The 13,146-nt window shown below is 67.1% G+C and carries 12 protein-coding genes; 8 read left to right on the plus strand and 4 right to left on the minus strand.

Annotated features, from left to right (window positions below; all coding sequences use genetic code 11):
• Nucleotides 1-14 precede the first annotated feature (14 nt).
• From ACWPMZ_RS02555 to ACWPMZ_RS02570, 4 genes are all read left to right on the plus strand, one after another.
• Complete coding sequence (locus tag ACWPMZ_RS02555; RefSeq protein WP_455702445.1) at nt 15-668, plus strand: Tim44/TimA family putative adaptor protein; 654 nt, start codon at nt 15-17, stop codon at nt 666-668.
• Nucleotides 669-712: 44 nt separating this feature from the next.
• On the plus strand, nt 713-1,912 hold the full coding sequence (gene mltA, locus ACWPMZ_RS02560; protein WP_455702446.1) for a murein transglycosylase A: 1,200 nt from the start codon (nt 713-715) through the stop codon (nt 1,910-1,912).
• Between the two features lies 1 nt (nt 1,913).
• Nucleotides 1,914-2,507: a Smr/MutS family protein gene (locus ACWPMZ_RS02565; protein ID WP_455702447.1), complete on the plus strand. Its 594-nt coding sequence runs from the start codon at nt 1,914-1,916 to the stop codon at nt 2,505-2,507.
• A gap of 93 nt (nt 2,508-2,600) precedes the next feature.
• Complete coding sequence (locus ACWPMZ_RS02570; protein ID WP_455702448.1) at nt 2,601-4,640, plus strand: calcium-binding protein; 2,040 nt, start codon at nt 2,601-2,603, stop codon at nt 4,638-4,640.
• A gap of 59 nt (nt 4,641-4,699) precedes the next feature.
• On the opposite strand, the gene ACWPMZ_RS02575 is transcribed toward ACWPMZ_RS02570, so the two are convergent.
• Nucleotides 4,700-6,313: a catalase gene (locus ACWPMZ_RS02575; protein WP_455702449.1), complete on the minus strand. Its 1,614-nt coding sequence runs from the start codon at nt 6,311-6,313 to the stop codon at nt 4,700-4,702.
• Between the two features lie 195 nt (nt 6,314-6,508).
• Nucleotides 6,509-8,707, minus strand: a complete 2,199-nt coding sequence (gene katG / locus ACWPMZ_RS02580) for a catalase/peroxidase HPI (RefSeq protein ID WP_455702450.1) — start codon at nt 8,705-8,707, stop codon at nt 6,509-6,511.
• Nucleotides 8,708-8,899: 192 nt separating this feature from the next.
• Here katG and ACWPMZ_RS02585 point away from each other — a divergent pair, with 192 nt between their 5' ends.
• The 3 genes from ACWPMZ_RS02585 to ACWPMZ_RS02595 all read left to right on the plus strand — a co-directional run bounded on the left by ACWPMZ_RS02585 (nt 8,900) and on the right by ACWPMZ_RS02595 (nt 10,437).
• The gene (locus ACWPMZ_RS02585; RefSeq protein ID WP_455702451.1) at nt 8,900-9,664 is read left to right on the plus strand and encodes an enoyl-CoA hydratase-related protein; all 765 of its coding nucleotides are present in this window, start codon (nt 8,900-8,902) and stop codon (nt 9,662-9,664) included.
• Between the two features lie 19 nt (nt 9,665-9,683).
• Nucleotides 9,684-9,986: a hypothetical protein gene (locus tag ACWPMZ_RS02590; protein WP_455702452.1), complete on the plus strand. Its 303-nt coding sequence runs from the start codon at nt 9,684-9,686 to the stop codon at nt 9,984-9,986.
• Between the two features lie 109 nt (nt 9,987-10,095).
• Entirely contained in the window at nt 10,096-10,437 is a 342-nt protein-coding gene (locus tag ACWPMZ_RS02595) for a hypothetical protein (RefSeq protein WP_455702453.1), read from the plus strand.
• A 48-nt stretch (nt 10,438-10,485) separates the two neighbouring features.
• On the opposite strand, the gene aroC is transcribed toward ACWPMZ_RS02595, so the two are convergent.
• Both aroC and ACWPMZ_RS02605 read right to left on the minus strand, forming a co-directional pair.
• Nucleotides 10,486-11,556 (minus strand): chorismate synthase, encoded by a 1,071-nt coding sequence (gene aroC, locus ACWPMZ_RS02600; RefSeq protein ID WP_455702454.1) that lies wholly within the window; start codon nt 11,554-11,556, stop codon nt 10,486-10,488.
• Nucleotides 11,557-11,679: 123 nt separating this feature from the next.
• Nucleotides 11,680-11,976, minus strand: a complete 297-nt coding sequence (locus tag ACWPMZ_RS02605; RefSeq protein WP_455702455.1) for a hypothetical protein — start codon at nt 11,974-11,976, stop codon at nt 11,680-11,682.
• A 558-nt stretch (nt 11,977-12,534) separates the two neighbouring features.
• Between ACWPMZ_RS02605 and ruvA the strand changes: the two genes are divergently transcribed.
• A complete protein-coding gene (gene ruvA, locus ACWPMZ_RS02610; protein ID WP_455702456.1) occupies nt 12,535-13,140 on the plus strand; it encodes a Holliday junction branch migration protein RuvA in 606 nt (201 codons plus the stop codon).
• The last annotated feature ends 6 nt before the right edge of the window (nt 13,141-13,146 follow it).

Raw genomic sequence — 13,146 nt, forward strand, 5'->3', positions numbered from 1 at the left:
GGACAAACGACACAGTGATTTACGAGATCGTCATCCTCGCCATGATCGCGGCCTTCCTGGGCCTGCGGCTCTATTCGGTGCTCGGGCGCCGGGCGGAGCACGAGGAAGAACCGATCCCGACCCGCTTCGACGCGCCCGAAGGCAAGGCCGCCGTCCCGGCCGCCGCCGCACCCGGACTGGCGCCTGCCACCGCGCGCGAGCTGGCCGGTTTCCCGCCCGCCATCGAGCGTGGCCTGCGCGATATCGTTGCCGCCGACCGCCGCTTCGACCTGCTGCCCTTCCTCGAAGGGGCCAAGGGCGCCTATGGCATGGTGCTCGAAGCGTTCTGGAGCGGCGACAAGGAAGAGCTGCGCCAGTTGTGCGACGACGATGTCTATGCCGGGTTCGCCCAGGCCATCGACGAGCGCGAGAAGGCCGGCGAAACTCTCGAGAACCGCCTGATCCGGATCGAGGATACGACCGTCCATTCAGCCCGGCTCGACGGCCACATCGCCCGCGTGGCCGTGCGATTCGTGGCCGATATCGCCTCGATCGTGCGCGACAAGGACGGCAATCCGATCGCCGGATCGCTCGACGATGCTATCGAGAGCCGCGACATCTGGACTTTCTCGCGCGACGTGCGCTCGGCGGCGCCCGACTGGCTGCTCGACGAGACCGACGAGGGCTAATCCACCGAACCCCGGGCCTCGCCCGGACCTGAGGGAGGACCGCGATGCGGCACAGCTTCACCGGCCGCCGTGCCTCCGCCATCGCCGCCATCGCCCTGCTGGCGAGCTGCACCACGATCGTGCCCCCCGGCCGCGAGCCTGCGCCCACGCCGGGCCCCGGCCCCGCGCCGTCGAGCGCGCTCTCGCTCGGCCTGAAGCCCGGCCCTGCCATCGGTTCGCTGCGGATCTCCCCGGCCGACGCGGCGGCGGGCCTCGCCTCGTTCGTCGAATCGTGCCCGGCCATGCTCCGGCGCGAGGATGTCAGCGGGCTGACCAGCGCGCGCCACTGGGAGCCCGCCTGCACCGCCGCCCGCACCTGGCCGGCCGCGCAGGCCAATGCCTTCTTCGAGCAGCAGTTCGAAGCCGCCGTGATCGGTGGCGGCGAGGCCTTCGCCACCGGGTACTACGAGCCAGAGATCGCCGGGCAGCGGACCCGTGCGCCGGGCTTCGACTATCCGGTTTACGCCATGCCGCCCGACCTGGTGCGCGCGTGGCCCGCCGACATGCCAGAAAGCGAGCGCACCGGCCGCGCGCCGCTCGGCCGCTATGACGAGAGCGGGGCCTTCGTCCCCTATTACGACCGTGCCGCGATCGAGGACGGCGCCCTCAACAGCAAGGCGCCGATCATCGCCTGGGTGGCCGATCCGGTCGAGTTTTTCTTCCTGCAGGTCCAGGGCAGCGGGATGCTGCGTGCGCCCGACGGAACGATAATGCGGATCGGCTATGCCGGCCAGAACGGGCGCGGCTACACCGGAATCGGCAAGGTCATGCGCGATCGCGGGATGATCGGCGACGGCACGCCCTACGACACCTCGATGCAGGGGATCATGGCCTATATCCGCGATCATCCGGCCGAAGGGCGCGCGGTGATGCGTGAGAACCAGAGCTGGATCTTCTTTACCGAGCTAAACGGCGACGCGCCGCTGGGCGCGATGGGCGTACCCGTGCGGCGCGAAAGCTCGGTCGCGGCGGACCCGCAGTACGTGCCGCTGGGCACGCCGGTCTGGCTCGACCTCGACCGCAACGAAGCCGACGGCCTGTGGATCGCGCAGGACACCGGCGGGGCGATCAAGGGCGCCAACCGGTTCGACACTTTCTGGGGCAACGGCGCCGACGCGCGGGTCATCGCCGGCGGGATGACCGGCCGCGGCCGGGCGCTGCTGCTGCTGCCACGGGGTACGCTCGACCGCCTCAGGGCCAGGTGAGGTGCGCCCGCCGCGCGGCCTGAGCGCCAGCGAGGCCGAGGCCTGGGCCCGGCTGGCGAGCACCGTGAAACCTCTCCGCGCAGTGCCTCGCCCGCGCAAGCCTGCAACCGCTCCGGCCAGCGTGGCGCCGCCCGTACCGGCCGTGGCCCAGGCACCGGTGGCCAGGCCGCGCGGCAGGATCCCTGCGCCGCGCCCCGCTCCCGCGCCGCCGCCGGCTCCGCGCGATGCGGCGCAACCGCTCGACGCGACGTGGGAGCGCACTCTGGCGCGGGGTACCCTTTCACCCGACTACACGCTCGACTTGCACGGCCACACGCTCGATGCAGCGCACCGGCGGCTCGACGACGGGCTGCTGCAGGCCAAGGCCCTGGGCGCTCGTGTCGTCCTGCTGATCACCGGCAAGCCGCGCCCGGTCGACGCCGCCGATCGCGGCACCAAACGCGGCGCGATCCGCGCCAAGGTGCTCGACTGGCTCGCCGCCGGCCCCCACGGCACGGACATCGCCGCCGTCCGCACCGCGCACCGCCGGCACGGCGGGGAGGGGGCGCTGTACTTGGTACTGCGAAGAAAGCGCGTTGCCGCCCCGCCTTCCTGACGTTACCCCATGCCCTTCCGGCAGGGCGGGTCGCGACCTTTCCGTTACCGGCGATGATCATTTGGTCTGAAGCAAGACGTGAAAGGAACTGCGATGCCAGAAATTACTGGAACCGAAGGCCGGGACTCACTCGAAGGGACTTCGGGCGACGACGTAATCAACGCACTTGGTGCGGACGATGTCGTCTACGTTTCTCTCGGAAACGATGTCCTTCATGGCGGCGCAGGCCTAGATTCGCTCCAATTCCGGCCCATGACTGGCAATCCCCTGTACGACTACCAAGGATTCGTCCGGTACGTCTTTACCGAAGGCCGCGTGACTGAGAGCCTCGGCGTTTACTCGGTGACATTTGACGGTTTCGAGCGGATTTTCTTCGCACCCTATAACACTGGACCGAGCGAGGTCGATGCGTCTGCATGGGCACAGGCCGCAAATCCGGGGTCTCAGTTGTTTCTCAGCGTTGGGTCGGACAGCCGACTCATCGGGTCCAATTTCGACGACTACCTCGAAGCATCGGGCGTCAATACATTCGTCGACGCAGGCAGCGGTATGGACCGAGTTTTAATTTATACTGACAATGGCAGTATCGGACCAATCACGATAAAGACGACCAACGGTGTGACCAGAGTTACCCAATCGCCTAATGTTTCTGTTTCGGCACCAACCTCGGTCGACATCGTAAACGCGGAATATATAGGATTGACTCCCCAAAGAAATCCCTCGACATACAATCCGCTCGATGCATCCGGATCCGAGGTGAGCATTTATTTTTTCGACTACGTTGCGCGCGACACAGTAATCGGAAGTCCGAAAGACGATATTTTTTACAATCGAATTTCCGACCTGCCAAATGGTTGGGACGATACGGACGTTTTTACGGGCGGTCTTGGCGCCGACCAATTTTTATTTGTCAATGGAATTGCGAGTTTCGACAAGACTTTCATTACCGATTTTTCGGCGGATGACATAATCGACCTCAACAGCAATTCGAGATCCGGATTTCTCGTAAACACCTTCATCGGCACGGCCGCCTTCAGTGGCAAGGCTGGTGAATATCGATACGAGGCTGCCGGCGGCCGCACACTCGTCCAATACGATGGGAATGGCGACCGCGTTGCGGATGGCACACTCACCATCCAGAACGGCGAATTCAGGCTGGTGACGAAGACGACGGCGAACGGCGTCCACGCACTCGTGATCGATCCGGCCTCTGTCGCGCTGACGGCGACGGAAGGCGACGACACGCTCATCGGCACCTCCGGACCTGAGACGCTCGACGGACGCGGCGGAAACGATACTTTGATCGGTGGCCCCGGCGGCGACCGGCTCATTGGCGGCGAGGGGACCGATACCGCCAGCTATGGCGACGACATCGGCGCCGTATTCGTCAACCTCAGTCTCGGTCGCGGGTATGCGAACAGTTCGTTCGGCGACACGTACGAGAGCATCGAGAACGTGGTCGGAACTGCATTCAACGACTTCCTGATCGGCGATCCGGGAGTCAACCGGCTAGAAGGCGGGGCCGGCAATGACACGATCATCGGCGGCCTGGGTGCCGACGTGCTGATCGGCGGGCCGGGAACCGACCTGCTGAGCTTCGAGGACAACTCAGGTACCGTGTTCGTCAATCTTCTGACCGGCATGGGCTATAACAACGCAGCGCAGGGCGACACGTTCAGCGGGTTCGAGAACGTGGTTGGGGGCCTGTTCGACGACACGCTGATCGGCGACAACGGGGCCAACCGGCTGGACGGGGCGATGGGTGCCGACACGTTGGTGGGCAACGGCGGGGCCGACACTTTCGTGTTCAAGCACGCTCCGGGCTCGTCGAGCGGATTCGTCCATCCCAACTCGAACCCGAACGTCGACACGTTGTTCGATTTCGTCAGCGGCGAGGACAAGCTGGAGATCAGTGCCAGCGCGTTCGGCGGCGGGCTGACGGCCGGATCGCTGGCAGCGGGGGCCTTCGTGGTCGGCACTGCGGCCGGCGATGCCGACGACCGCTTCGTCTACGACCAGGCCAACGGCAGGCTCTACTTCGATGCCGACGGCAGCGGCGGAGGGGCGCAGGTGCTGATGGCGCTGCTGCCCAACCACGACGCCATAACCGCGAGCGATTTCGCCATCGTTTGAAACGATGACGGCCCGGTGCGGATGCACCGGGCCGTCACCTGTTCGGTCGAAGTCGCCGGCTATTTGGCCGGCGCAGGCTCGCGCAGGTCCGCGGCGGCGTTCTTCGTGCCTTCACCCTTCGCAAGGTCGGACGTGGCGGGCACGCCCATGTAGCCGGCAATCGACTCCGCGCTGGCCATGCCCGGTTCCTTCGATTCGCCGCCGATCAGGTCGCGTGTGGCCTTCTCGATCCTGTCGCCGATGTCCTTGTCGACATTGCGCCAGTAGTCGAACGCCCGCACCAGGATCGGTTCGCTGACCCCGTCGGCCAGATGCCCGGAGACGTTGCCGACGAAGCGTTCGCGCTGCGCGTCGTCCATCACCTCGCGCACCAGCGCGCCGGGCTGGCTCCAGTCGTCATCGTCCGGGCGCAGCGTGTAGGCCTGGCGAACCATGTCGCCGTCGCTCATCCACGTCGCCTCGCCGCCGACCTGCGGCTGAGCGCCGGGGCCGCCGTAGGAATTGGGCGCATAGACCGGATCGAGCGCGTTGACCGTGCGCGCCTTGCCCGCGCGCGAGTAGGAATGGACCTCGGCCGCCTTGGCGGAATTGACCGGGATCTGCTTGTAGTTGACCCCCAGCCGCGCGCGGTGGGCATCGGAATAGGAGAACCCGCGCGCCAGCAGCATCTTGTCCGGGCTGAGGCCGATCCCGGGGACCATGTTGTTGGGTTCGAAGGCAAGCTGTTCGATCTCGGTATCCCAATCGACCGGATTGCGGTCGAGCGTCAGCTTGCCGACCTCCATCAGCGGATAATCGCCGTGCGGCCAGACCTTGGTCAGGTCGAAGGGGTTGAGGCGGTAGGTCTTGGCATCCTCGAACGGCATGATCTGCCACTTCAGGGTCCAACTCGGGAATTCGCCCTTGGCGATATGTTCGAACAGGTCGCGGCGGTGATAGTCGCCGTCGATGCCGGCCATGCGGTCGGCCTCGTCCTGCGTCAGGTGGGCATTGCCGCTCTCGGTCCCCTGGTCGGTATGCCAGTGGAACTTGACCCAGAACTTCTCGCCCGCTTCGTTGACCAGCATGTAGGTGTGGCTGGAATAGCCGTTCATCTCGCGCCAGTTCTTGGGCACGCCGCGGTCGCCCATCAGGTAAGTCACCTGGTGCGCGCTTTCGGGGCTGAGGGTCCAGAAATCCCACTGCATGTCGTGATCGCGCAGGCCGTTGTCGGCCCGGCGCTTCTGGCTGCGGATGAAGTGCTGGAATTTGAGCGGATCGCGGATGAAGAAGATCGGCGTGTTGTTGCCGACCATGTCGAAGTTGCCGTCCTCGGTGTAGACCTTGACCGAGAAGCCGCGCGGGTCGCGCCAGGTGTCGGCGCTGCCGCGCTCGCCCGCCACGGTGCTGAAGCGCACCGCGCATTCGCCGCTGGCGCCGGGCTGGAAGATCTTGGCCTTGGTATAGCGCGATACGTCGGCTGTCGTCTGGTAGGTGCCGAAGGCGCCCGAACCCTTGGCATGGGGCTGGCGCTCGGGGATCCGCTCGCGGTTGAAGTTGGCCATCTGTTCGAGCAGGTAGTGATCGTTGAGCACGATCGGGCCGTCGGGGCCGATGGTCAGCGAATGTTCGTCGCTCTGGACGGGAATGCCCGCATCGGTGGTGGTCGGCGGTGTCTTGAAGTGATCGACCATGTGGGAAATGCTTTCGCTGGAGGATGTACCTTCGATACGGTCCGCCGGGGGGCCTGTTCCAAGATGGCCGAATTGTTTCTCGCACGGGCGCGGCCGAGCACCGAAGGGGCACGAAAAAGCCCCCGGCCTTGCGACCGGGGGCTCCTGTTTTCGGTCGCCCGTGAGTGGTTAGGCTGCCGAAGAGGGTAACCTACCCTAGTTGTGGTACTTGGCGAAGGTCAGGTCGAAGCGGTCGGCGTTCATGACCTTGGTCCAGGCCTTGACGAAGTCGCGCCTGAACTTTTCCTCGCCGCCCTTCTGGGCGTAGACCTCGCCGATCGCCCGCAGTTCGGCATTGCTGCCGAAGATCAGGTCGGCGCGGGTGGCATGCCATTTCTCGTGACCTTCGGCGCGGTCGGTGGCGATGTACTCCTGGTCGGTCTCGTCGGTCATCTTCCACACGTTGGTCATGTCGTAGAGGTTCACGAAGAAGTCGTTGGTCAACTGGCCCGACCGCTTGGTCAGGTGGCCATGCCCGCGATCGCCATGGTTGGCGCCCAGCACGCGCAGGCCGCCGATCAGCACCACCATCTCCGGAACGGAAAGGCCGAGCAGGCTGGCGCGGTCGATCATCATCTCCTCGACCTTCACCGCCAGCTTCTTCTTGCCGACGTAGTTGCGGAAAGCGTCGGCCTCGGGCTCCATCCAGTCGAAGCTCTCGACGTCGGTCTGGTCCTGCGTTGCGTCGCCGCGGCCGCCGGTGAAGGGCACATCGCCCGCGCCGGCCTTCTCCAGCGCGACCACGCCGCCCAGCACGATCGCATCGGCCAGGCTCATGTCGCCGCGCAGGCCGTTGAGCTTGTCGATCACCATGGTGAGCATTTCGGGCTCGTTGACTTCCCAGCTCTTCTGCGGCTCGAGCGCCACGCGCGCGCCGTTGGCGCCGCCGCGATAGTCGCTCTTGCGATAGGTGCTGGCAGAGGCCCAGGCCGTCTTGATCAGCTGGCTGACGGTCAGGTCGCTGTCGGCGATCTTGCGCTTCACTTCGGAAACGAGGCTGTCCGAAGGCATGGTGCCGGCCGGCACCGGATCCTGCCAGATCAGGTCCTCTGCCGGAACTTCAGGCCCGAGGTAGCGGATCTTGGGCCCCATGTCGCGGTGGGTCAGCTTGAACCATGCGCGGGCGAAGGCATCCTTGAACGCCTCGTGATCGTTGCGGAAGCGCTCGCTGATCGCGCGGAAGCCCGGGTCACGCTTCATCTGCATGTCGGCGGTTGTCATCATGGTCGGGACCTTGATGCTGGGGTCCCAGGCCGCCGGGGCCATGTCCTCTTCCTTCTGGTTGATCGGCTGCCACTGGTTGGCGCCCGCGGGCGACTTCACCAGTTCGTAGTCATAGTCGAGCAGCAGGCGGAAGTAGTTCTGGCTCCAACGGTCGGGCGTGTTGGTCCACGCGCCCTCGATGCCGCTGGTCACGGTGTGCTCGCCGATGCCGCCATGCTCTTCGCCGGAAACCCAGCCGAAGCCCTGCGCGGCGAGATCGCTGCCCGCCGGGGCATGACCCAGGGTGGAGGCGTCGCCGTTGCCGTGCGCCTTGCCGAAAGTGTGGCCGCCGGCCGTAAGCGCGACGATTTCCTCGTCGTTCATCGCCATGCGCTTGAACGTTTCGCGCAGGTCGCGCGCGGCGCCGGCATCGTCATGCGGATTGCCGCCCGGGCCTTCCGGGTTGACGTAGATCAGGCCCATCTGGATCGCGGCGAGCGGGCCTTCGAGCATCTCCATCCCGTGTTCGGGGGCGATGCGGGTCTGGACGCCCTGGTTGACCCACTTGTCTTCCGAACCCCAGTAGATGTCGCGTTCCGGCTCGAACACGTCGGCGCGGCCGCCGCCGAAGCCGAATGTCGGCCCGCCCATGCTCTCGATCGCTACGTTGCCGGCCAGGATGAACAGGTCGGCCCAGGAGATGTTCTGGCCGTACTTCTGCTTGATCGGCCAGAGCAGGCGCCGCGCCTTGTCGAGGTTGCCGTTGTCGGGCCAGGAATCGAGCGGGGCGAAGCGCTGCTGGCCGCTGTTGGCGCCGCCGCGGCCGTCGGCCGTGCGATAGGTGCCGGCCGCGTGCCACGCCATGCGGATGAAGAAGGGGCCGTAGTGGCCGTAGTCCGCCGGCCACCAGGGCTGGCTGTCGGTCATCAGCGCGGTCAGGTCGTCCTTGAGGGACTTGTAGTCGACGGCGTTGAATGCCTCGGCGTAATCGAAATCCTCGCCCAGCGGGTTGGTCGGCCCGTTGGGATTGAGGATCTCCGTCGCGAGCATTTCCGGCCACCAATCCTTGTTGGTGCGGCCGAGCAGGGCGCGCACGCCCCCGCCGTGGGGCACCGGGCAACCGCCCTCGATCGAACCTGTCTTGGCGTCCATGTTTCGCTCTCCTGTCTTTCGTTGCTGCGGGCGCGACTCATGCCGCGCGAAAATGACCTGGCGACACTAGCAAGCGGCGGCGCGAAGCCGAAACGCGATAGTCCGATAAGGTTGAGTGAATAAATCAATCAAGCATGATTGAGTGAATCAATCGATTAGTGAATTATCCGTGGCCGGGGGAGAACGCGATCCATGAGCGAGCATGTCACGGCGACGATCGGTGGCGGGGTGCTGGAGATTGCCTTCGCCCGGCCCGACAAGAAGAACGCCCTCAACTCAGCGATGTACGAGGCGATCTGCCAGGCGATGGACGCGGCGCGGGACGACGCGGCGGTGCGCGCGATCCTGTTCCACGGCGAGGGCGACAGCTTCACCGCCGGCAACGACCTGGCGGACTTCGCCAAGGTGGCGAGCGGCGGCAGCGAAGGGCTGGCCGCGGCCGCCTTCATCGACCGGCTGATCGCCGCCGAGAAGCCGATAGTGGTGGCGGTGCAGGGGCAGGCGGTCGGTATCGGCACGACGATGCTGCTCCATGCGGATCTTGTCTTCGTGGCCGAGGACGCGCGGCTGGCGACGCCGTTCGTCAATCTCGCGCTGGTGCCCGAGGCTGTGTCGAGCCGCCTGCTGCCGCAGCGCATCGGTCATGCCCGCGCATTCGCCATGTTCGCGCTGGGCGAGTCGCTGAGCGGCGCCGAGGCGGCCACGCTCGGGCTGGCGAACAGGGCGCTGCCCGCCGCCGAGGTGCTGGCCGCCGCGCGGGCCGCCGCCGCGGCGCTGGCCCAGCGGCCGCCGGGCGCGGTGCAGGCGGCCAAGCGCCTGATGCGCGACGGACCGGCGCTGAGCGCGCAGAACCGCGCCGAACTGGCCGTGTTCCGCGAGCGCCTGCAGAGTGCCGAGGCGGCCGAGGCCTTCACCGCTTTCATGGAGCGGCGACCGCCCGATTTCACGAAGTTCTAGCGGCTGCAGGGGAGGGGGAATGACCACGGCACAGGCAACCGGCGCACAGCGGGCGGAGCGGAGTTTCCGGCCCTCGTTCTCGTTCTGGATGATCCTGGCGATGTGTTTCTTCGTCTTCGGCGGGTTCGGCATCCATTCGTTCGTGCCGGCGCTGCGAGGGGACTTCCCGCCGGCCCCGCCCGTCGTCCACCTGCACGGCATTGTGTTCATCTGCTGGATGCTGCTGCTGCTCGTCCAGTCGGCGCTGGTCGGCACGGGCAACGTCAGGCTGCACCGCACGCTGGCACCTGGGGAATCGCACAGGGGACTGCCACGATCCTGATCGGGCTGATGATGCAGATCGTCGCCTCGGGCCGGGGCTTCCAGGCCGGGCGCCCGGCGGGGACCGACGGGCTGTACCTGGGCTGCTGGCCTTCCTCGGCTTCGCGGTCATGTTCACCCTGGCGATCCGCAGCGTGCGCCGCCCGGACATTCACCGGCGGATGATCCTGTTCGCCATGCTGCCGGTCATCCCGCCAGGCGTGAACCGCTTCTGGGCCAACGCGCTGGGGCTGGACGATCCGGTGCCGACGCTCTGGCTCTACCTCACGCTGTGGAGCATGGCGGCCGCGATCCTGCTGCACCAATGGCGCAGGGAAGGGCGGATCGACCGCTATTCGGCTTTCGGCGTGGGCTGGATCGTGGTGCAGGGCGTGGTGCACGAAGCGGTCGTCGGCTCGGCGTGGTTCGAGCGGGTAGCGGGTCTGGTGCTGGGACTCGCGGCCTACCGATAAGGCCGGGAAGTCTCGGGGTGACCAGGGACAGCCTGTCGCCTCAGCCGATCACCCGCACTGCGCGCGGTGCAGCAGCTTGTGGTCCGCCAGGACAAGCGCCATCATCGCCTCGACCACCGGAGTGCCGCGAATGCCCACGCAGGGGTCGTGGCGGCCCTTGGTGGATAGCTCGGTCGCCTCTCCGTCGCGGGTGACCGTCTCCTGCGGGATCAGGATCGAGCTGGTCGGCTTGAAGGCCACGCGGCAGACGACAGGCTGGCCGGTGCTGATGCCGCCCGCGATGCCGCCCGCGTGGTTGGCGGTGAACAGGGGCGCACCGTCGTCTCCCGGGCGCATCGGGTCGGCGTTCTCCTCGCCGCGCAGGCCTGCCGCCGCCATGCCTTCGCCGATCTCCACGCCCTTGACGGCATTGATGCCCATCATCGCGGCAGCAAGGTCGGCGTCGAGCTTGGCGTAGAGCGGCGCGCCCCAGCCGGCGGGGACGCCGGTGGCGATGCATTCGACCACCGCGCCGAGCGAGGACCCCGCCAGCCGCGCCTCGTCGACCAGCACCGCCCAGCGGTCGGCCGCGGCCGGGTCGGGGCAGAAGAACGGATTCTGCCCGATCTGCGCGGGATCGAAATTCGCCGGGTCGATCGCGTCGCCGCCGATTGCGCTGACGTAGGCGAGGACGGTCACCTCTGGGATCGCCAGCCGCGCCACCGCGCCCGCAGCGACCCGCGCCGCCGTTTCGCGCGCCGATGACCGGCCGCCGCCGCGATAGTCGCGCAGCCCGTACTTGGCGTCATAAGCCCAGTCGGCATGGCCGGGGCGATAGGCCTTGGCGACGTCTGAGTAATCCTTGCTGCGCTGGTCGGTGTTCTCGATCATCAGGCTGATCGGAGTGCCGGTGGTCCGGCCTTCGAACACGCCCGAAACGATGCGAACCGCGTCGGCTTCCTGGCGCTGAGTGGTGAACTTGCTGGTGCCCGGGCGGCGCTTGTCGAGGAAGGGCTGGACGTCGCTCTCGGCCAGCGGCAGGCCCGGCGGGCATCCGTCGACCACCGCGCCGAGCGCCGGCCCGTGGCTCTCGCCCCAGGTCGTGAAGCGGAAGACGCGTCCGAAGGTGTTCCAGCTCATGCCCGCAGGCTTTTGCCCAAAGCGCCGCGCAAGTCCACTTGCGCTGTGCTTCGCGCGGCGAAAGCAGGTCTTGATGTGATCCGGGGGAGGGCCGCAGCCGGCTCTCCCCCGATCCCGCCAGGGCTAGAAAGCCCAGCTCATCGCAATGGTCAGGGCCACCAGCGCCAGCACGCTGCCGGCCACGACGATGTCGCGCGTCGAGAACCGGTCGACGTGCTCGGCCCGGAACTGGTCGTAGCCGGTGCTGGTCGATTCCTTGCTGGCGAAGGTCGCCACCTCGAAGGCGCTCGCCTCCTTGCGGAACCAGTGCTTGAGATCCGCGAGCTCGCTTTTGCTCAGTCGCGGGTAACGGATAAGGAGCGCCTCGATCTGGTCGAAGCGGTCGGGGGAGCTCACGGCCCCCGCATTCATCTGCGTCATTGTCGATTGTCCTGTACGTACGAGAAGGTCCGCCGCCTGTGGCAGCGGGTCGCAAGAGTCAGGACGTGGCGGGCGGGGCTCTCGGGGCCGGGGAGCGGCGCAGAGGCTCGGGCCGCAACGGCGGATCGGTCTGGTGATGCGCGCCCCTGGGCTCCGCAACTTCAATCCTCGGGCGGATTTTGGCCGCCCAAGTCTGCGGGGGAAGGACGGGGACAATAGTGGGAAGCGCGGTCTCGCCCGCCACCTCCTTGCGCACGGGAAGCGCGAGTTCGCGCGTATCGGCGCTGAAGGCGGACCCGTGACTCTGCTGGGTGGGCAAGGGTTGCGCTGGCGTCGCCTGCAGCCCGATGACCGCCAGCATAAGGGCCGCAAACAGCCTGAAAGTCCGGGGAAGCCTCGCGCCCATGCACCCAAGCTAGGTGCCCGGGCCCGTTGCCGCAACCCGGTGCGCCCGCATCGCGCGGGGGAATCCCGCGCGCCCGGGCTTCCCAAGTGGCGGCGCGTCGGGCAGGAACAAACGGTGCTCACCCAGCGTCGCGACAGCGCAGAAAGAAACCCATGATTGCCAAGCTCAAGGGCGTGCTGGACGAAACGGGGGCCGACTGGGCGGTGATCGACGTCCAGGGCGTGGGCTACCTCGTCCACTGCTCGGCCAAGACGCTGACCGCGCTGGGCAATACCGGCGAGGCCTGCACCGTCTTCACCGACCTGCAGGTCAGCGAAAACGACATGCGCCTGCTGGGGTTTGCCGAGGCGGGCGAACGCGACTGGTTCCGCCTGCTGACCCAGGTGCAGGGCGTGGGCAGCAAGGTCGCGCTGGCGATCCTCTCCGCACTCTCGACCGGTGAACTGCGCGATGCCTGCGCCGCGCAGGACGCTGGCAGCGTGGCGCGGGCGCAGGGCGTGGGGCCGAAGCTGGCCGGCCGCATCGTCAACGAATTGAAGGACAAGGCCGGTGCGCTGCCGGGCGGCGGGCTGTCCGGGGCGAGCGTGGTTGCGCCGAAGGGCGGGACGGTGGCGGCCGATGCCATGTCCGCGCTGCAGAACCTGGGCTTCAAGCCGGCCGTGGCGGCAAGCGCCGTCGCCGCCGCGCAAGGCGAACTGGGGGACGGGGCGGGGCTGAACGAGCTGGTCCGCGTGGCGCTGAAAAGGGCGGCGGGGTGATCGGGA

This window comes from Tsuneonella sp. HG222 (genome assembly GCF_053819185.1).